Genomic DNA, 17,658 nt, shown 5'->3' with positions numbered 1-17,658 from the left:
ATGACAATCTCTTTTCAAGAGATGAAAAGAATCCCTTCCGAGCTTCTGCAGAACCGTCTGGAAACCGTCAAATCGCTTACAGATGAAGTGTTAGAGCTGTACGAGGTTGCGAAGGATACGGAAACGGGAGAGCATTATTTGCATTATGCCTATTTGCACAAGCAGATCGCAGCCTTGGGACCCGAGAGCACAGGAGAGGAGACCTTCCACCATCTGATGCCGCTGGACAGCGATGATGTACTTGGAATTATTTTTGGAGAACAATCGTACACGTATCCGGAGGCATGGAATAAGTCTTTCTTGCGCAACGGTCCGGACGGCGATTATGTGTGGTTCGATCCGTCCTACACGGAGCAGGAGGCGGATCACGAGGCGCTTGGTATGAGCGTCAAGGAGCAGCTGCTGAAGTTCAAGCAATCGTCAGAAAGATCTGAAGATGCGGTTCGCAAGCTGCTGGAAGAGCTGGACCGGACGCTGGGTAAAGGCGAATCATCGGAGTAACCGGAATCACAAGAACTGTCTTCTTCTACGAGGCAGTTCTTTTTTTATATGACCGCCAGCGCATATTTTCCTACGCGGGAATCATCCTAACAAGGTACGGGTGGAAACTGTGATTTTGGATAAGGAGGATGCGAAGGATGGTACATAGGCAGTTATGGAAAAAGGCGGGCTGGCGCGTGGCCATGGTCACAGCCCTATTAGCCTTGGCGGCAGGCTGTAACGGGAAGCAGGACAAAAACTTGGGGGCCGGCGCCGAACGAGCGGATCAGCATGCGTTGTTCGACAGGGATAGCCGGAACAACGAGGATAACTCACTGGGTGTAAAATCCAAGTATGTTGAGGAACAGGCGCGTACGGTAAAGCCTGATAACCCTGGAGCATTTCAACAGCTGGATATGACGAATCACCATTTGAGCAAGACGTTCCGGTTTGCCCCTGAAATTTCAAATCACCTGGACCAGCTGCCGGGAGTAAGTGAAGCCCAGGTTCTGATAACGAATACGAATGCTTACGTTGCCTTGGTGATGGACGGACATCAGGTAGATACGGAAGCGCATCCGGATATGATGGCACATCAAATTACGCCAAAGGGCGGTATCGGCCTGTTCGGCACGGATAAGGGAGCCAACCGCATCAACTGGTCGGAGCCTGGAGGGTTGACCTACTCGTTAAGCTCGCGGATCACAGGGCAAGTACTCAACATGACCCAGCCGGCGGTTCAAAAAGTGTTCGTATCCGCTAATCCGAACTTTGTTCAGCGGATCCGATTTTATGCCAAAGAGGCTCAGAACGGCGTCGATGTATCCGCGTATATGAACGAATTCAATACGATGATCCAGCGTGTGTTTCCAAGCGATCATAATACAAGAAGATAAGCAACAACAACAAACTCCTGACCGGTACGGTGCCCTCAAGCTGCTTGAGTTGTTAACCGATGATGCGGATCAGGAGTTTTGCTTGTAAGCCGGAAAGAACTAAGCGACTTCTGCCTAATGCTCGAATTTATATCCTACGCCCCGGACGGTTTGGATATGCTTGGGCTCCTTCGGATCCTGCTCTATTTTTTTGCGCAGGTTCGTGATGTGCACGTCGACGGAACGTTCGGTTACGAGGGAATCGATCCCTCGAATTTTGCTTAAGAGCTCATCGCGGGAAAACACTTTGCCCGGATGAAGCCAAAAATATTTCATCATTTCAAATTCGGAATACGTTGTCTCGATGGGCACCCGATGCAAATAAACGCATCTTTTGTCCATATCAACTACGATCGAACGGTGCTGCTCCTTGCTATCCGTATTCGGAACAGATCCAACTTTGCTCTTAGTAGACCGCCGGAGCAGGGCTTGAATTCTGGCGGCAAGCTCGCGAATGCTGAACGGTTTGCACAAAAAATCGTCAGCCCCAAGCATCAGTGCTTTGACACGCTCGGAAACCTCACTTTTGGCGGAAATGATTAAGATAGGCACCACAGAGACAGCCCGCAGCTGTCTGCACAGATCTACTCCATTCGTATCGGGGAGCATAATATCCAGGATGACGACGTGAGGGCCCTGTTTTTCAAACAACCGTAATCCCTGTTTTCCGTCAGCGGCGCTGTATACCACATAGCCTTCCTCGGACAAATAGATGGAGATCATATCAGCAATACTTTGATCGTCTTCAATAAGCAATACAGTGGACATGAATTCCTCCCTGGCACGTTAGTTTAGTCTGTCTATAACAAGGGTAATTCCCAAGAAACAAAGCGTAAATAGCTTGCATGCTATGTTAGAAAAGTATGAGGAAAAACAATACAATTTCAATGTACGCTCTACAACTTTTCTAAACATATTTTTACATAATGAAACTATAAGTTACCGGATTGTAAGAAAAAAAGGGGGGAGCCCAATGGATGTCAAAGATCAAATAAGCAGAGAAATCAGCTTATGTATTGGTGCTTTAAACGAATTGGTTTTTCGGCAGGGTCGTGAATTAACCAATCCCCATGTGTTGCAAAAAAGCAGGGAGCTCGATGAATTGGTGCTCCATGTGATGAGGGACCAACGAGGTCAAAAGAAGAAGCAGAGCCAATAAACGGAATGCCTTACGCATAAAAAAGCTATTCTCAGGGAATACCATAGATTGGAAATGGAAGTCCATTTCAGTTCCTATGGAAAGGAAAATCCCTGATGAACAGCTGTTATAAAGTACGCGCATGCTGCAGTACAGCCCATTGTGACTATGTGCATCATTCGGATGTTATCCAGACGATCAACCATGAATCGTCTTTTTCGTTTGCGATGATGATGAATGAATGGAATACGGCGGGGGTACGGATGAAATGCCCGCAATGCGGCCAACCGATGTTTTTCTATCCTGTCAGCTATATTGCGGACCCGGTTACCTTTGCTTGATACGGGGTATAAAGACTGAAGAAAGCTGGGGTTAATTCACCCAGCTTTCCCCCCAGTTCTGTACTTCTTTCATAACAGGCTCCAAGGCCTTGCCTTTCTCGGTCAGCTCGTATTCAATACGTACAGGCGTTTCCGGATAAACATGGCGGTGAATGAGACCACAGGCTTCAAGCTCCTTGAAGCGCTCGGCGAGCATCCGGTCACTCATTCCGGGGATCATCTCGGAAATATCTTTAAAACGCCTTGGACCGGGCAATAAGGATTTAATAATTAACCCTGTCCAACGTTTACCCAAAATTTCAAAAGCGGCTTCGAATTTAGGACAAAGCTGATGATCGGTCATGACACCATCTCCTTCTACATATAGTTTAACATAAGTTACTTGACAAAAGTAAGCCCTAAATGCAAACGCTCATTTTTCCTGTGAGTCAGGCTAGAGATGTATGCTCCATAATACACGATTTGTATATGTATGAAGCGGTGTGTCTGCAGTCCATCAAATGATTATACATCGTAGCGAACCATTTCGCATGTTTCTCTATAAGTCATCATTCGCCCAAGCACAGGGCATCTATTCACCAAAGAGCCATGAATCGGATAATTGTTCCGTTTCCAGGCTCTTTTTTTTGCAAATCAGGTTGAAATATTCGCGGGAGTACAGTATAACAACGATAGGAAACTGTAATGCAAGCTTAGAAATGAGGGTACTTTGTTATGACGCTGGTATCAGAGCATTGGGCAACGGCAAAGCTGCCCAAATCTTTATTGCAAACGATTTTGGAGCGGAGGGACTTCCGCATGACCTCACTCGACGCCGAGCAGCTCAGTCTGATTGGCAGCGATGGCTACCGACCGTCGGACGATCATATCCTGGGGGATGCGATTGTCGCCATGCAGTTGGGGAAAAACGTGCTTCTGAAGGGCCCGACCGGTTCGGGCAAAACACGCCTGGCCGAAACGCTGTCCTACCTGTTCGGTCAGCCTATGCATTCGGTCAACTGCTCGGTGGACCTTGATGCAGAAGGGCTGGTTGGGTTCAAGACGCTGGACCAGGAGGCGGGTCAGTCTGTCGTTCGGTTTATCCCGGGACCCTTGGTGAAAGCGATGACGGAAGGGCACTGGCTTTATATTGACGAGGTCAACATGGCTAAGCCCGAGACGCTTCCTTTAATTAATGGGGTGCTTGATCATCGAAGAACGATTACGAATCCGTTTACCGGCGAGGTGGTCCGGGCCAAAAAAGGCTTCGGCGTTATCGCGGCCGTCAATATCGGTTATGTCGGCACGGTGCCGATGAATGAGGCGTTGAAAAACCGTTTCGTTGTGATGGATGTGCCTTACCTGCAAGGGGATAAGCTGCTGGAGCTATTAAAGGAGCGCTCCTTGCTGAAGGATGATGAGCTGCTAAGACGATTCGTCCGGCTATCGGCCGATCTGCAGGAGCAAATCCGTTCGGGTCAGTTGTCTGACGAAGCGGCATCCGTCCGGGCGATGCTGGATGCGTGTGACCTGGCTGCCTATTTACCTCCGCTCCGCGCGATCCAGAGAGCGATTAACGACAAGCTGGACGATGAACGCGAGCAGGCGCTGGTAGCCAATTTGGCGGAGACGTACTTTGGATAATCGGATAGGAGAAAGCGATGCGTTTTCTTGAGAATGAAGTCGATGCTTTTTTGCGTATGCAGCTTCTGGATCTGGGGAAGGCGTTGACGGGCTGGCAGGAGCTGAAGCTGGAGATTTCCTACCATTCCTTTTACGATGACCGGGCCCGGCTGATTGCGGTCAGCTCCTTCTGGAGCGATTACCCGGAAGCTGTCAAGCTTGCCGGGATGAAGTCGGACGTGTACCTTCGAGGCATCGGCAGCGCCTGGTTTACGGACTCCCGGGTTATTGCCGAATATTTGGCCTGGACCCACGGGCTCAAGCGCCCTCTGCTGGCCAAGCAGCTGTTTGCGCTGTGCGAGGAAACGCGGCTCGCGCACCTGTGCCTCCGCCAGCGGCCGGGCACGCGGCGTGCGCTGGAGCTGCGCAGCCGGCTGTATGCGCAGCACTTCGCCGCGAAGCGCGACGCCCACGGGTACCGCGGCGAGCCGGCCGATGCGCTGCTGTGCGCGATGGCCGCAGCCTTGGCCGGCGGCGAAGCGCTGCAGAACGAGGCGCCGGGCAGCGTGCCGGAGCTGCTGCCCGCGCTGGAGCGGCTGCGCTGGGACGCAGCGGACGCAGCGCTGCACAGCACGGCGGACGTCGCGGAGCGCAGCCGCCTGGTGGTGGAGCTGCTGGAGGCGGCCGATGCCTTGGGCGGCGACTGCCGAATCAGCTATTTCGCGATGCTGCCGGAGAACGGCACCGCAGAGCCGCTTAGCTGGGAATACATAGGCGAATTAAAGCGCAAGAAGAAGCTTAAACGGGAATCGGTCCTCCCGGCTGACGGGGAGCGGGAGGAGCCGCTGCAGCCAGGGGAAAGGCTTCCGACCTGGCACCGGGAGACGGAGAAGCAGGAAGAAAGCCTGCTGCGCTTCGATATAGAGGAGGGCTCGAAGACCGACCTGATCAGCAATCATGTTCGGGAGTCCGACAGCAGCGACCAAGCGTTAGGCATCGTGCAGGGCTCGTCCAAAGCCGTGAAGCAGAACGAGCCGAATCAGCCTATGCCTCCTGCAGTAGAACGCATGGAAACAGGGGAGAGCGGAGGCCCTGGAGAGCCTTACGGCAGGCTGAACCGCAAGGCGGTGCCTGTGTACCGTGCTGCCGAAAAGCCGGATGCGGAGGCGCTTCTGCGCTATCAGGAGGTGCTTCTGAAGATTAGTCCGATGGTATCGAAGCTGAAGCGGACCATCCAGATGACAATGGAGCAAAAGCAGATTGCGCGCCGGGGGGAGCTCATCTCGGGACGACTGGGGAAAAAGCTCATCCGGGCCGCATGGGAGCCGTTACCGCGATTGTTTTATAAAAAGAACAATCCTTCCGCTCAAATGGATGCGGTCTTTGGCTTATTGGTTGATTGTTCAGCGTCCATGTATGATAAAATGGAGCAAGCGCATCTGGGTATCGCCTTGTTTCATGAGACGTTAAGAACCCTGCGAGTGCCTCATGAAGTGATCGGCTTCTGGGAAGATGCCGACGCGGTGACAGAGGAAGCCTACCCTAATACGTTTCAGGTCATAACGGACTTCAACGGCTGTCTGAACCCCGGCGCCGGTCCGAAGCTGCTTCAGCTGCAGGCGGAGCAGGATAACCGCGACGGCTATGCAATTAGAATCGTCTCGGAAAGGCTGAGACAACGTTCGGAGAAACAGAAGGTGCTGCTGGTATTTTCCGATGGGGAGCCTTCGGCAGCCGAATATCACGAGGATGGCATTATGGATACCTATGAGGCGGTGCAGCTCGCGAGAAGGTCGGGTGTGGACGTCGTAAGCGTCTTTATAGGCAAGGGTTCTGTGAAAGAGACGGAGCGCATCACGATGACGAATATTTACGGCAGGCACAGCGTGGTGGTGCCGGATGTATCTGATCTTGCGGCCCAGCTGACGCCGCTGCTTCGAAGGCTGTTGATAAGCAAGCTGTAACGTAATGGGTCATAAAATTAAAATGGATGCAAGTAAAAGACGCATGGGAGGAATTATAAGGATGTACGGATCACCATTATCAACACAGGCTAAAAAAATGATGCTGCTCGGCTCAGGCGAGCTTGGCAAAGAGGTTGTGCTGGAAGCCCAGCGTCTCGGGGTCGAAACGATTGCGGTAGACCGTTATGATAACGCTCCGGCGATGCAGGTGGCACACCGTTCTTACGTGATTAATATGCTGGACGGGGCACAGCTGCGCGACCTGATCTTAACCGAACGGCCCGACTACATCGTGCCGGAAATCGAAGCTATTGCTACCGATGTGCTGGTGGAGCTGGAGCAGGAAGGCTTTCGTGTCGTCCCGACGGCTACGGCGGCGCGCTTGACGATGGACCGCGAAGGCATTCGCCGGCTGGCAGCAGAGACGTTGAAGCTTCCGACGGCGAACTTTGCGTTTGCGGACAGCCTCGATGAGCTGAAGGCGGCGGTTGCGTCCATCGGAACGCCGTGCGTCATTAAACCGATCATGAGCTCCTCAGGCAAAGGGCAAAGCGTATGCCGTACCCCGGATGATGTGGAAGCTTCCTGGAATTACGCCATGGAAGGCGGCCGTGCCAAGAAAACACGGGTAATCGTGGAGCAATTTATTCATTTTGAATCGGAAATTACACTGCTTACGGTACGCTCCGTATCCGGCACGACTTTCTGCGCTCCGATCGGACATGTGCAGAAGGACGGCGATTACATCGAATCGTGGCAGCCGCATGACATGACTCCGGAGCAGATCGAGCAGGCGCAGCACATTGCCAAAACGATTACCGATGCGTTGGGCGGAGCCGGAATCTATGGCGTGGAGCTGTTTCTCGGCCGGGATCAGGTATATTTCAGCGAAGTTTCCCCGCGCCCGCACGATACAGGCATGGTGACGATGGTGACCCAGGATTTATCAGAGTTTGCGCTTCATGTACGTGCGATTCTCGGCTTTCCGATTCCTACGATCCGTTTATTGACGCCAGGTGCTTCCCATACGCTGAAAGCCGTAGAGGAATCCCAAAGCTTCCGTATCGAAGGATTGGAGCAAGCGCTAGCGCTGCCGAATACGCAGGTACGCGTGTTTGGAAAGCCGGAGACGAAGGTAGGACGGCGGATGGCTGTAGCTTTAACCTCAGCTGAGAATACGGACGAAGCAAGAGCTGTAGCTGCGGAAGCCGCTGAAAAGCTGAAGCTGGTTTATTCATAAGCGGACATGGAAGTATCAGCTTCACTATATATGGAGCGGTCCTGACCATCACCTGCCGTTCTGAAAAACGGCAAAGCCGCTTATCCATGTAACGCATAGGTTTGTATGCTTCATCGTAGGGGGACTCCATACTACAGCGAGGCGTGATTTCATTCCGACAGGAGGCCATGACCCGATGACTCATCCCGATCAGCCTGACCTGACTTCCGGCGAGCTGCAGGCGAAGCCTGCAAGGATGTCGCGAAGCTTGATGTCCGATATTATTTTTCCTTCGGATACGAATTACCATGGCACCATGTTCGGTGGCGTCGTCATGCAATACATAGATAAAATAGCGACCATCGCAAGCATGCGCCATTCCCGGCGCGGCGTCGTTACAGCATCCAGCGATAGTCTGGATTTTCTGGCTCCGGTCAAAGTGGGCGAAGCGATTTTGCTTGAAGCCTTCGTATCCTGGACCCACCGGAGCTCCATGGAAGTGTATGTGAAGGTGGAGTCCGAAAATTTGTTTACCGGCGAACGGAAAACGACGGCAACTTCATTTTTAACGTTCGTCGCTTTGGACGAGGACGGCAAACCGACACCTGTCCCCAGTGTGATCCCGGAAACCGACGAGGAGAAGCGGATCTATGCCAGTGCGCAGGAGCGGTATGATGCCAGGACCCGGCGGAAGCAGCAGCGGAAGCTAGGGGAGACCCCGTCCTAAGAGTTTTGCGGATCGTTTTGCCTACAATAAAGGAGGGCTCGTCTGTGAATGCTCATGAAATCGACTATCAAATCAACGGCACGGAAATGCAGTATGTGGAGATTGAGCTTGACCCGGCCGAAAGTGTCATTGCGGAAGCGGGCAGTCTAATGATGATGGACAGCGATATCCAGATGCAGACGATTTTCGGTGATGGCAGCAACGAGAATAAAGGACTTATGGGCAAGCTGCTCGGAGCCGGTAAACGGCTGCTGTCCGGGGAAAGCTTATTTATGACGCTTTTTACGAATCATGGTTCCCGTAAACAGACAGTATCGTTCGCTTCACCTTATCCCGGTAAAATACTGCCGATGGACTTGGCGATCATGGGCGGTAAGCTGATTTGCCAAAAGGATGCGTTCCTGTGCGCAGCTAAAGGCGTTTCCGTCGGTATCGAGCTGCAGCGCAAGCTGGGGGCGGGCTTTTTTGGCGGCGAAGGCTTTATTATGCAAAAGATCGAAGGCGATGGACTCGCATTCGTCCATGCGGGCGGCGCCATCTGCGATAGAGTGCTCGCTCCGGGCGAGCTGATTCGTGTCGATACCGGCTGCCTGGTAGCGATGACACAAAATATCGAATACGATATAGAATTTGTCAAAGGCGTCAAAACCGCAATTTTCGGCGGCGAAGGACTGTTTTTTGCAACGTTAAAAGGTCCCGGCAAGGTATGGATTCAATCGTTGCCGTTCAGCCGTCTGGCGGACCGGGTCATGTCGGCATCGCGGGCCGGAGGCCGGAAGGAAGAAGGCAGCATTCTAGGCGGTCTGGGCAATCTACTTGACGGGGATAAGTAAAACAAGCTATCATTCTATATACATTGTTTTGTAGAACAAGACATATCAGATTATGAAAGGTGCTGAACCCATGGCATACCAACCACAAGTCGTTTCTGCCGAAATCGTCAGCAACAACCCGAAAAACGGATTGTTCGAAATGGTAGTCAAATTAAAGGACCGTACCCATTGCCGTCTTACTTTTGAGAAGGACGCAGCTACCGGTTCTGCACGTGTGACGACCGTGAACCGTCTGCTGAAAGAGCCTTGCCCGATTTGCCGTAAAGATTTCGAATGCCACTGTATGGGGCGTTTCAAGGAAGAAATTTCGGCACAAGCACTGCAGCTCGCAGGAACACCAACAGCATAATGGCGAAAACCCATGGGCCGTGGCTCATGGGTTTTTTCTACCCGGTTTAAGGCTTGGACAGCCGGATGCTGTCGGCAAGTGATGACGAAGTATGAGTGGAAATCAGGTCTCAGGCTGGCCTGACGCCTTGCGAAGCTCGTTTGCCAACCGGTGAAATTCAGCCCGGGCATCGGCATATTCCGTAGCCATATAACCGGCACCCAGGAAAGCAATCATTTTATTCGCATCCTCGGGGCTTAACATGTATTCCAGGGTATTCCACCAGCCTTCATTTCCGAAAGAACGATTCAGGTCGATTCCGATCCCGTTCACGGTAATATCGTTCTGGTATTGATAAATATTCATCACGGAGGACTGCTTGCCTTGACTCCAGGCATAGGTTTGCCAGAAACGGGAGCATGCACCCGCTTGACTGACCGCCTCTACGACGGAATAGGACCCGTACACGCCTGTATTGTAGCCAGGAGTAATCTCGCTTGCCGCCCGGATATAATCGATCACAGCGGGCATTTGCGCGGCTGTTGCGTCAAAGTCTACTGCGAAGTATATAGTGCTCCCCTCCGGCTGGCCGATACTCCGGGCTGTTTGCATGGCTGTAATTCCATCGCTTAAGCCGGCAGCTCTGCCTCCCAAAGCTCGGTCTGCTGTCGTTTCGTAGACGGAGACGATTTGCAATCCGGCTTTGCTGATCAGCTCGGCTTCCGCTTTGGACAGCATCTTCCAACCGCTCGGCACCAGATAGCGTGCGACAAATTCGTACCCATCGGCATAGAATGCCTTGGCTGCTGCTGCAGTTAAAGGCGTTGCACAATCAAAACCTTTTGCCATACCTCATCTACTCCCTTCAGTTAGACGATATGTGGAAAGGGATTTCGATTTCCCATCCTGCTTAAAGCAGGGTTTCCCTTCAATATATGCAGCGTACGGCTTATCCGCATAGGCCGCCCGTAAAACGGGGCATTCGGCATGGCAGGGAAATTCAAGGAGCTGCAAACCAACAAGACCTCATCATGGAAAGTGAAATGCAACTTATGGTAGAATAACACAGAAGAGCAGCGATCGAAGGAAGGGTGATGGATGGACATGCGCTTGGGCATTGTATCGGATACGCATATGTTTGGACGAGCCAAGCAGCTGCCGCGCGAGTTGGTGGAAGGGCTGCAGGGGGTTGATATGATTTTGCATGCAGGAGATTGGATCGATGCCGCGGTTGTCAGCTTGTTCGAGCAAATTGCCCCGACCGACGGCGTTGCAGGAAACAATGACGGTACCGACATCATTCAGCGCTTCGGACGTCAAAAAATCGTGTCATTGCCAGGCTGCCGTATAGGCTTGATTCATGGAGATGGTGGGCGTAAGACCACTTTGGATCGGGCGATCGATGCGTTTCGTGAGGAAGAGGTCGATGTGATTATCTTCGGACATTCCCATGTTCCCTATCAAGGAACGCATCGTGGGGTGCTTGTCCTCAATCCCGGATCTCCTACGGATAAACGCCGTCAGCCGCGGTATTCGTATGCATTGCTGGAGTGGGAACCATCAGAGACTCCAATTCAGGCGACTCTGCATTATTACGATAGCAAATCGTAAGAAAAATTACATTTATGGAGGGACTTATCATGACACAATGGAAAGAAATCACAACTACGGAAGAATGGACGCAAAAATTCGAAGCTTCTACCAGTAAGCCAGTCGTTGTGCTTAAACATAGCACGACTTGCCCGGTGAGCGCGAATGCGTTGGATGAATTCGAAGCTTATTTGCAGAAAGAACCGAACACAGACGTGGAATATGTATTGGTAAAGGTGATTGAATCCCGCCCGGTGTCCAATCTGATCGCAGAGGATACCGGTGTGAAGCATGCTTCTCCGCAAATTGTGTATGTAAAGAACAAGGAAGCGGTTTGGAACACTTCTCACTGGTCCGTTACGCAAGCCCACATGACTGCGGTTCTGAATTAATAAGACTTCCTCTGTGAACCTGAGCCCATCCAGCTATTCCACAAGATCAGGAGATGAACCCGCTCATGAGCGTGAGACCGCATCCTTTTTTCTCAGGCGCTTTATTTGCCCGCAAAACCTGCTTTGTGTACCTGCCCAAAGGCTATGAGGAGAACGACCGAAGCTATCCCGTCATTTACCTGCTGCATGGGATGTATGGAAGCGAGTCGCACTGGTTGCTCAAGGGGAATGCGGAGCAGACACTGGACCGTATGATCGACGAAGGGACGCTTCGACCTTCTATTGTCGTGATGCCAAGTGACGGCGGCTACGGACATGGTACCTTTTATATCAATTGGTACAATGGAACCGGCAACTTCGAGGATTATTTCATTTATGACTTGGTCATGGAGATAGATAAGCAGTACCGTACGCTGGATGATCCGAAATATCGGGCTGTCTGCGGTTTGTCCATGGGAGGCTTCGGTGCCTTCTCCTTGGCACTTCGATATCCTCAGCTATTCGGGGCTGCGGCCAGCTTGTCAGGTGCGCTCACCTCAACCGAGCATATTGCCGAGCATTACAGCCGTTCGGATGTGTCACAAATGATAGGACCTGTCCGCGGACCGTTTGCCCAAGGGCACGATCTGCAATTGCTGGCAAGCCGCCGTGTCCAGGAGCCTCAGCGGCCTGCTTTATATTTCAACTGTGGAACGAACGATTTCTTATACAGCATGAATGCCAGTTATACGAAGCATCTGGAATCCATTCAATATCCTCATGTCTATGAAGAGTTCTCAGGCGAGCATACATGGGAGTATTGGACAGAGCATTTGCCGGACGCTTTGAATTTTATGGAAGCTCAATTTGCCAAAAACGAATAGAGAATACCCCTTAAGATCACTTCATTCAATGAATCTTAAGGGGTTTTTAGTGTCAGTGAAGGGAGGTACCTGATGGAGGGCTTAGCTTTTCTGAGCAACCAATTTTCGCGGCTGAGCGTGAGTAAGCTTTTTCTTTATGATGACGGTAAATGTAGTCCCTTCCCCTTCAACGGAGGTGCATTCTATCGAGCCTTCGTAATGCTCCAAATAGTTTTGGACAATATGAAGCCCAAGTCCGGAGTTGGTCGTGTCCGATTTGGTCGAGAAGCCTTTGGTAAAGATTCGAGTACGATTTGCTTCCGAGACATAAGAACCGGAATTAAAAACGATTAGCTTGTAAAACTGCTCCTGCTCCTCGATATGAAGCCGCAGTGTTCGAAGAGGATCGTCATCAGGAATCGCTTCGATCGCATTTTTGAGCAAATTATGTACGATACTTGAGAAATAACTGATTGGCAAAGTAATCGCATCAAAGGTGCATTCCAAATGTCCGGTAACCTGCAAATTAATTTTCTCGGAGATGCAGGGGAGGCTGATGTTGTTCAATACAACCCCCAGCACAGGGAATTTAACGGAATTGACGACCGATTGCTGGACAATTTCTTTACACCATACGGAAATGTAATCCTTTGCCATATCGTGCTTATTCATCATGAGCAGCGCATGAATAGTCTGTACGTTATTGATTAATTCGTGCTGTGCCTTGCGTATATTCAGCATGGTTGCCTCGGAAGATTGAACCCAACGCTCCTTCTCATCCAGCTGCAAACGAATGTTTTTCTCCTGCTCCTCCAGAAGCTGCAGCTTGTAATCCTTGTGTTCCAGGTTGCTGTACAGCTTCGCATTCTCAATGGTAACAGCCATTTCCGAGGTAAGAAGCTTAAGTGTATCCAGACGTTCCTCCTGGAATACATGGGTTGCCAGGTTATTCTCCAGGTAAAGTACACCGATCATTTTACCCAGCTTCAGGATAGGAAGAATCAGCATCGATTTGGGCTGCTCCGCCTGAATGTAGGGATCCTTGATGAACATCTCGGTTTCACCGGCATTGTGCAGCAGCAGCGGAAGCTCCGTGCGTGCCGCATATTGAATGGGCGTCGCCGCCGCATCGCGGTATTCTTCCAAAGGAATGGAATGCAGCGACTGGAAAGGCTTGTGCGGCACTTTTTCCAGCTCAACGAACAATCGATGCTCCCTCTCAAGAAGCAAGATTCCTTTCTCCGCTCCAGCGTTTTCAATCAGTATATTCATGAAGCTTTCCAACAAATTGTGAAAAGCAGGCTCACTCGATAGCGCTTGCGACGCTTTGGCAACGGTTGTGACATCCATAGTCGATTGCAGTCCGGTTACACGGTTGACCAGATACGGATATTTATCCTCGAGCTGTGCCACTTTTCTCAGGCCGCCCCACTGGGTATACAGCGATTTTGCTTCCATCATATAGGAACGTGCGATTTTGAGCCTTCCCGTCTGCATATAAAATTTGGCGGCACACTCGTTAGCCATCGCCTCAAACTGAATAAAGCGGTTTTTGTTTGCATAAAAAATCGCTTGCTCGTACAGCTCTGCAGCCAGGTTGCTGTTTCCGTAAATCCGGTTGATTTCGGCTTCCAGCAGCAGTTTCAAGTGTAAAAAATTGTCGGGGGAGAGGATGCAGTATTTTTTCAAGTAACGCAAATGCTTTTGCAGTTTCTTTTCATACTGCTTCTTCTCGTTAGGAGCTGCCGACGGATGCCTTGCAGTTATCACAAGCGCTCCGATGATGTAATAGCTTTGGACCAAATGAAGCCCGAAAACAGACTTAAGGCTTAACTCCATTTCAGCCATGATGGCCTCGGCTTCGTCCAGCCTATCCAGCATATAGTACGATTGCAGTTGAAGAGCATAATAGGTGTGAACGGTTGCCTTGTTCGAGAAGCTCCGCAGCTGCTGACGTTCCTCCTCGCCCATAAACGGTTCCAGCCGGCCGGCTGGGGTAATGGCCTGCGGCAGCGGGTCCTCCTTCATGAACAGCATAAACCGCTGGAGCACCATCAAAATATAAATCGTATCCTGATCCTGCGACCGGTGAATGAATGGCTGATAGCTTTCGGATTCTTTGTATACGTCGCTCAAGGAATCGCCCTTGAACAGGCGCATAAAGAAGCTGAAAGCAATGGAATAGCCGGCATAGACGAAATCTCCAGAGTCCACACCGAATTGATAGGCCTGCCGCAAATAGCCGATATTGGAGTCCATATGGTCTCTGAGGTTATTCGTAAATGCACCGTAAGCAAAATACACCTTGCACTTGATCGGCAAATGATCGAATAAATCGCTCATTTTGAGGCCGAGCTGACCAAATTGGGTGCCTTGGTTCAAATTGCCTAACAGAGAGCTGACGATAACGCCGTAGGTCATATAAGACAATGCAGACCCTTCCGAGTTTCCGTGCCGGAGCGAATAATTGAACATCTTGAGCATTAAATATACATAAAGCTCGGAATCGAGAAAATAAGTCGGTGCAATCAGATTAACCATGAGCCTCATAACCGCACGATGGTGCGGATCCGACATGGAAGGAAGGTCTGCCAATTCTTCCGGATGCCTTCCGAACATGTGCAGCTTGGAACGAGCCAGCTCGAGGAGAAGGGAGCTTCTCCGGGCTTTGGAATGAATCGGCATGCCAAACATCCGCAATCCTTCGAGACCGATGTGCATCGCTTGCTCATGAAGTCCGAGATTTGTGTACAGCACAATCATCAGGTTATAAACTTCAGCTTTCTCCAGCTTGGTTTTGGCTTGCTGTAAAATAAGCTGGAATGAACGTTTGGCCTCTTCAAAGTGACCGCATAAATATTCGAGCTCAGCCAGCTCCAGATACACCGCGAAGGAGAGGTCGTACTGTACGGTCCAACTCTCCTTTTCCAAGAGCTGAAGGCTGCTCGTGACGTATTTCAAGGCGGTTTCATAGGCGGTATTCGATTTGGCTTTACGACCGGCCTTCATATTCAATTCGGCCAGCTTCGCTTTTTCCTCTGAGGTGCGCAAGAATTCCTTACCGAGATTGAGCTGGTTAGAGATATCGAACAGATGCTCTTCGATTTGATCCTCAGTCATGGTGGCAAGCATCAGCTTCCCGATTTCGTAATGGAGCTGCTTTTTTTGATCTCTTGGTACGATAGAATAGACGGCTTGGTGAACCCGGTCATGTAAAAATTTATAAACGCTCGGCAGCTGGTCCTCCGGCTGACCGTTCGGATACGAAATAATAAAGCCCTCGTTCATTGCCGTCGCCAGCAGCCTGTCGATTTCGGTCAATGGCCTCGATGCGGCAAGCGCCAGCAGTTCAGCTGCGAATACATCTCCGATGCAAGAGGCCTGCATGAGAAGCTCTTGAACCGGGTCGGGAAGCCTGCGGATCTTATTGATCATTAAATCGACGACGTTATCGGTAATATGAAGCTCTTTGATTTTGGCAAGATCCCATTCCCAGCGGCCCATTCCATAGTTGAAGTGGAGCAGCTGATGATCATAAAGGGAACGCAGAAACTGTTTTGTAAAAAAAGGGTTACCCTTTGTTTTTTGAATCAGTATCGACGTCAGTCCCTCGAGCCGGTTTTTGTCCTCCGTCTTGAGCGTATCCTTAAGCAGCAGGCGCACATCATCAAAACCGAGCGGCTCGAGAAGGATGTGCTGCGTGTGCAAATGCTTCATTCGTTCCAGCTTGTCAATGGTTAGACGAAGCGGGTGTGATTCCGTTATATCGTTATTGCGGTAGGTGCCTATAAACATGAAGTACGCCGAATTATCCGTCGCAGGCAAATCCTGCAAAAGCTGCAGCGAGGCAGGATCGGCCCACTGCAAATCGTCCAGAAACACGATTAACGGCTGCTCCTTGGTCGCAAACACTCGCAAAAATTGCTGCAGCGTCAATAAGAAACGGTTGTGCATTTCGGCCGGAGGCAATTTGGGCAGCGGGTGCTGTTTGCCGATAATTTTTTCCATATCCGGATTGAGGTCGGCTAATATTTGACCGTTCGTACCAACGGCATCCATAATTTTCTTTTTCCAAATCTGGAAGCGATCTTCATCCAGCGTGAGAAGAAATTGGATAATTTGCTGCCCAGCCTGCATAATGGCTTGAAACGGCGTATCTCTTTTAAACTGATCGAATTTTCCGGAAATAAACAGGACTTGATCCCGCTGCGTCGTTTTCTGAAACTCCTGAATCAGATTCGATTTGCCGACACCGGATAAACCGGAAACAAAGATAAATTCCTTGCTGCCGAGCATCGTCCGATGAAACGCATGGGTCAACTCTCGGAGTTCGGCTTCCCGACCGTAAAGCGATTCCGTCATGTTAAAAATATCCATAGCCTCACCCTTGCCTACGGCTACGTTATGAATGAAGCCCTCATGAAGAAGGTTATTGAGGCAGGCCTCCAGGTCGCATAATAATGCGAATGCGCTCTGATAACGGTTTTCAGGGTGTTTCTGCAAACATTTCATAATGATATCCGAAATAGGCTGGGGAACAAGGGGTGCCATCTCTGATGGGGAAGCTGGCTGCTTGGCCAGGTGGTGGTGGATCAGCTCCATGGAGTCAGGGCTCGAGAAAGGCACGATTCCGGTAACCATCTGGTAGAACACGACGCCCAAAGAATAAATATCTGTCCGATAGTCGATATTCCGATTCATACGCCCCATCTGTTCAGGGGCCATGTAAGGCAGACGCGACGGGAACAGCATCGGTTCAAAAGACTGTGACGGTTCGCCTTGTGCCGAGTACTGAATTAACGTATTCCAGTCCGTCAGTTTTATACTGTGCTTATCCGGACTCACCCAAAATGCATTCGGATTCAAATTCAGATGTACCCTTTTGGTTTGATGGAGCTTGCACACGATATCAGTCATGTGCTTTGCCAATTGCAAAAAAAGCTTCATTTCCATAGGTGCTGTTAATGAAAGCTCGGCAAGCGGCTGACCTTCGACAGGCTCCAGAATAAGCATAAACGTACTCTCGTACGGTTCCATGCGAATAGGACGGATGATGTCATCCAGGTGAAGATTCCGGCCATTATTAAATTCATTCGTCATCCATTGAATTTCCTGCTGTGACGGATATTCGGATTGCAGCAGTTTGATCAGGTAGGTTTGCTGTGTGGATGCGTTGTGGCCGCGGTATATAATATACGGCTCGTGATCGTACCATTTGGTTAATTGAAAATCATGTATGGTCAATGACAAGCGAGGTTCCTCCGATT

17 protein-coding genes are annotated in these 17,658 nt (G+C 50.6%); 13 read left to right on the top strand and 4 right to left on the bottom strand.

All coding sequences use genetic code 11. From position 1 onward, the window contains the following. Nucleotides 1–501: a hypothetical protein gene (locus CF651_RS01785; RefSeq protein ID WP_094013116.1), complete on the top strand. Its 501-nt coding sequence runs from the start codon at nucleotides 1–3 to the stop codon at nucleotides 499–501. A 137-nt stretch (nucleotides 502–638) separates the two neighbouring features. Continuing rightward, nucleotides 639–1,376, top strand: a complete 738-nt coding sequence (locus tag CF651_RS01780) for a YhcN/YlaJ family sporulation lipoprotein (protein WP_179232648.1) — start codon at nucleotides 639–641, stop codon at nucleotides 1,374–1,376. Nucleotides 1,377–1,490: 114 nt separating this feature from the next. Here the strand turns inward: CF651_RS01780 and CF651_RS01775 are convergent, their stop codons facing one another. Then, nucleotides 1,491–2,183, bottom strand: a complete 693-nt coding sequence (locus CF651_RS01775; RefSeq protein ID WP_094013114.1) for a response regulator transcription factor — start codon at nucleotides 2,181–2,183, stop codon at nucleotides 1,491–1,493. A 205-nt stretch (nucleotides 2,184–2,388) separates the two neighbouring features. Between CF651_RS01775 and CF651_RS01770 the strand changes: the two genes are divergently transcribed. Continuing rightward, the gene (locus tag CF651_RS01770; RefSeq protein ID WP_094013113.1) at nucleotides 2,389–2,574 is read left to right on the top strand and encodes a Spo0E family sporulation regulatory protein-aspartic acid phosphatase; all 186 of its coding nucleotides are present in this window, start codon (nucleotides 2,389–2,391) and stop codon (nucleotides 2,572–2,574) included. A 95-nt stretch (nucleotides 2,575–2,669) separates the two neighbouring features. Further along, nucleotides 2,670–2,894, top strand: coding sequence for a hypothetical protein (locus CF651_RS01765; RefSeq protein ID WP_094013112.1), 225 nt, complete (start codon nucleotides 2,670–2,672; stop codon nucleotides 2,892–2,894). Between the two features lie 31 nt (nucleotides 2,895–2,925). Here CF651_RS01765 and CF651_RS01760 read toward each other — a convergent pair whose 3' ends face one another. Next, a complete protein-coding gene (locus CF651_RS01760; RefSeq protein WP_094013111.1) occupies nucleotides 2,926–3,237 on the bottom strand; it encodes a winged helix-turn-helix transcriptional regulator in 312 nt (103 codons plus the stop codon). A 371-nt stretch (nucleotides 3,238–3,608) separates the two neighbouring features. On the opposite strand from CF651_RS01760, the gene CF651_RS01755 reads away from it, so the two are divergent. The 6 genes from CF651_RS01755 (at nucleotide 3,609) to CF651_RS01730 (ending at nucleotide 9,588) form a co-directional block, all read left to right on the top strand. After that, the gene (locus CF651_RS01755) at nucleotides 3,609–4,517 is read left to right on the top strand and encodes an ATP-binding protein (RefSeq protein WP_094013110.1); all 909 of its coding nucleotides are present in this window, start codon (nucleotides 3,609–3,611) and stop codon (nucleotides 4,515–4,517) included. Between the two features lie 17 nt (nucleotides 4,518–4,534). Continuing rightward, nucleotides 4,535–6,460, top strand: a complete 1,926-nt coding sequence (locus tag CF651_RS01750; protein WP_094013109.1) for a vWA domain-containing protein — start codon at nucleotides 4,535–4,537, stop codon at nucleotides 6,458–6,460. 61 nt (nucleotides 6,461–6,521) lie between these two features. Next, the gene (purT, locus tag CF651_RS01745; RefSeq protein WP_094013108.1) at nucleotides 6,522–7,700 is read left to right on the top strand and encodes a formate-dependent phosphoribosylglycinamide formyltransferase; all 1,179 of its coding nucleotides are present in this window, start codon (nucleotides 6,522–6,524) and stop codon (nucleotides 7,698–7,700) included. A gap of 175 nt (nucleotides 7,701–7,875) precedes the next feature. After that, the gene (locus CF651_RS01740) at nucleotides 7,876–8,406 is read left to right on the top strand and encodes an acyl-CoA thioesterase (RefSeq protein ID WP_245855604.1); all 531 of its coding nucleotides are present in this window, start codon (nucleotides 7,876–7,878) and stop codon (nucleotides 8,404–8,406) included. Between the two features lie 44 nt (nucleotides 8,407–8,450). Further along, nucleotides 8,451–9,239 (top strand): TIGR00266 family protein, encoded by a 789-nt coding sequence (locus CF651_RS01735; protein WP_094013107.1) that lies wholly within the window; start codon nucleotides 8,451–8,453, stop codon nucleotides 9,237–9,239. Between the two features lie 70 nt (nucleotides 9,240–9,309). Further along, nucleotides 9,310–9,588 carry a hypothetical protein gene (locus CF651_RS01730; RefSeq protein WP_094013106.1) on the top strand — a complete coding sequence of 93 codons (279 nt, stop codon included), beginning with the start codon at nucleotides 9,310–9,312 and terminating at the stop codon, nucleotides 9,586–9,588. A gap of 102 nt (nucleotides 9,589–9,690) precedes the next feature. Here the strand turns inward: CF651_RS01730 and CF651_RS01725 are convergent, their stop codons facing one another. Then, on the bottom strand, nucleotides 9,691–10,416 hold the full coding sequence (locus CF651_RS01725) for a DUF1906 domain-containing protein (protein ID WP_094013105.1): 726 nt from the start codon (nucleotides 10,414–10,416) through the stop codon (nucleotides 9,691–9,693). Between the two features lie 255 nt (nucleotides 10,417–10,671). Here CF651_RS01725 and CF651_RS01720 point away from each other — a divergent pair, with 255 nt between their 5' ends. The 3 genes from CF651_RS01720 (at nucleotide 10,672) to CF651_RS01710 (ending at nucleotide 12,412) form a co-directional block, all read left to right on the top strand. Continuing rightward, nucleotides 10,672–11,178, top strand: a complete 507-nt coding sequence (locus CF651_RS01720) for a metallophosphoesterase family protein (protein WP_094013494.1) — start codon at nucleotides 10,672–10,674, stop codon at nucleotides 11,176–11,178. A gap of 29 nt (nucleotides 11,179–11,207) precedes the next feature. Then, on the top strand, nucleotides 11,208–11,549 hold the full coding sequence (gene ytxJ / locus CF651_RS01715) for a bacillithiol system redox-active protein YtxJ (RefSeq protein WP_094013104.1): 342 nt from the start codon (nucleotides 11,208–11,210) through the stop codon (nucleotides 11,547–11,549). A 65-nt stretch (nucleotides 11,550–11,614) separates the two neighbouring features. Beyond that, on the top strand, nucleotides 11,615–12,412 hold the full coding sequence (locus CF651_RS01710; RefSeq protein WP_094013103.1) for an alpha/beta hydrolase: 798 nt from the start codon (nucleotides 11,615–11,617) through the stop codon (nucleotides 12,410–12,412). 81 nt (nucleotides 12,413–12,493) lie between these two features. Here the strand turns inward: CF651_RS01710 and CF651_RS01705 are convergent, their stop codons facing one another. After that, nucleotides 12,494–17,641, bottom strand: coding sequence for an AAA family ATPase (locus CF651_RS01705; protein ID WP_094013102.1), 5,148 nt, complete (start codon nucleotides 17,639–17,641; stop codon nucleotides 12,494–12,496). Between the last annotated feature and the right edge of the window lie 17 nt (nucleotides 17,642–17,658).

This window comes from Paenibacillus rigui (genome assembly GCF_002234615.1).
Lineage (GTDB): Bacteria > Bacillota > Bacilli > Paenibacillales > NBRC-103111 > Paenibacillus_S > Paenibacillus_S rigui.
Note: the sequence above shows the minus strand (reverse complement) of the source record. Positions and strands in the feature narration are given on the sequence as shown.

What these genes read in the sequence shown, in the direction of transcription:
- CF651_RS01785 (WP_094013116.1), top strand. Translation starts at nt 1, where the DNA reads ATGACAATCTCTTTTCAAGAGATGAAAAGAATCCCTTCCGAGCTTCTG.
- CF651_RS01780 (WP_179232648.1), top strand. Translation starts at nt 639, where the DNA reads ATGGTACATAGGCAGTTATGGAAAAAGGCGGGCTGGCGCGTGGCCATG.
- CF651_RS01775 (WP_094013114.1), bottom strand. Translation starts at nt 2,183, where the DNA reads ATGTCCACTGTATTGCTTATTGAAGACGATCAAAGTATTGCTGATATG.
- CF651_RS01770 (WP_094013113.1), top strand. Translation starts at nt 2,389, where the DNA reads ATGGATGTCAAAGATCAAATAAGCAGAGAAATCAGCTTATGTATTGGT.
- CF651_RS01765 (WP_094013112.1), top strand. Translation starts at nt 2,670, where the DNA reads ATGAACAGCTGTTATAAAGTACGCGCATGCTGCAGTACAGCCCATTGT.
- CF651_RS01760 (WP_094013111.1), bottom strand. Translation starts at nt 3,237, where the DNA reads ATGACCGATCATCAGCTTTGTCCTAAATTCGAAGCCGCTTTTGAAATT.
- CF651_RS01755 (WP_094013110.1), top strand. Translation starts at nt 3,609, where the DNA reads ATGACGCTGGTATCAGAGCATTGGGCAACGGCAAAGCTGCCCAAATCT.
- CF651_RS01750 (WP_094013109.1), top strand. Translation starts at nt 4,535, where the DNA reads ATGCGTTTTCTTGAGAATGAAGTCGATGCTTTTTTGCGTATGCAGCTT.
- purT (WP_094013108.1), top strand. Translation starts at nt 6,522, where the DNA reads ATGTACGGATCACCATTATCAACACAGGCTAAAAAAATGATGCTGCTC.
- CF651_RS01740 (WP_245855604.1), top strand. Translation starts at nt 7,876, where the DNA reads ATGACTCATCCCGATCAGCCTGACCTGACTTCCGGCGAGCTGCAGGCG.
- CF651_RS01730 (WP_094013106.1), top strand. Translation starts at nt 9,310, where the DNA reads ATGGCATACCAACCACAAGTCGTTTCTGCCGAAATCGTCAGCAACAAC.
- CF651_RS01725 (WP_094013105.1), bottom strand. Translation starts at nt 10,416, where the DNA reads ATGGCAAAAGGTTTTGATTGTGCAACGCCTTTAACTGCAGCAGCAGCC.
- CF651_RS01720 (WP_094013494.1), top strand. Translation starts at nt 10,672, where the DNA reads ATGCGCTTGGGCATTGTATCGGATACGCATATGTTTGGACGAGCCAAG.
- ytxJ (WP_094013104.1), top strand. Translation starts at nt 11,208, where the DNA reads ATGACACAATGGAAAGAAATCACAACTACGGAAGAATGGACGCAAAAA.
- CF651_RS01710 (WP_094013103.1), top strand. Translation starts at nt 11,615, where the DNA reads ATGAGCGTGAGACCGCATCCTTTTTTCTCAGGCGCTTTATTTGCCCGC.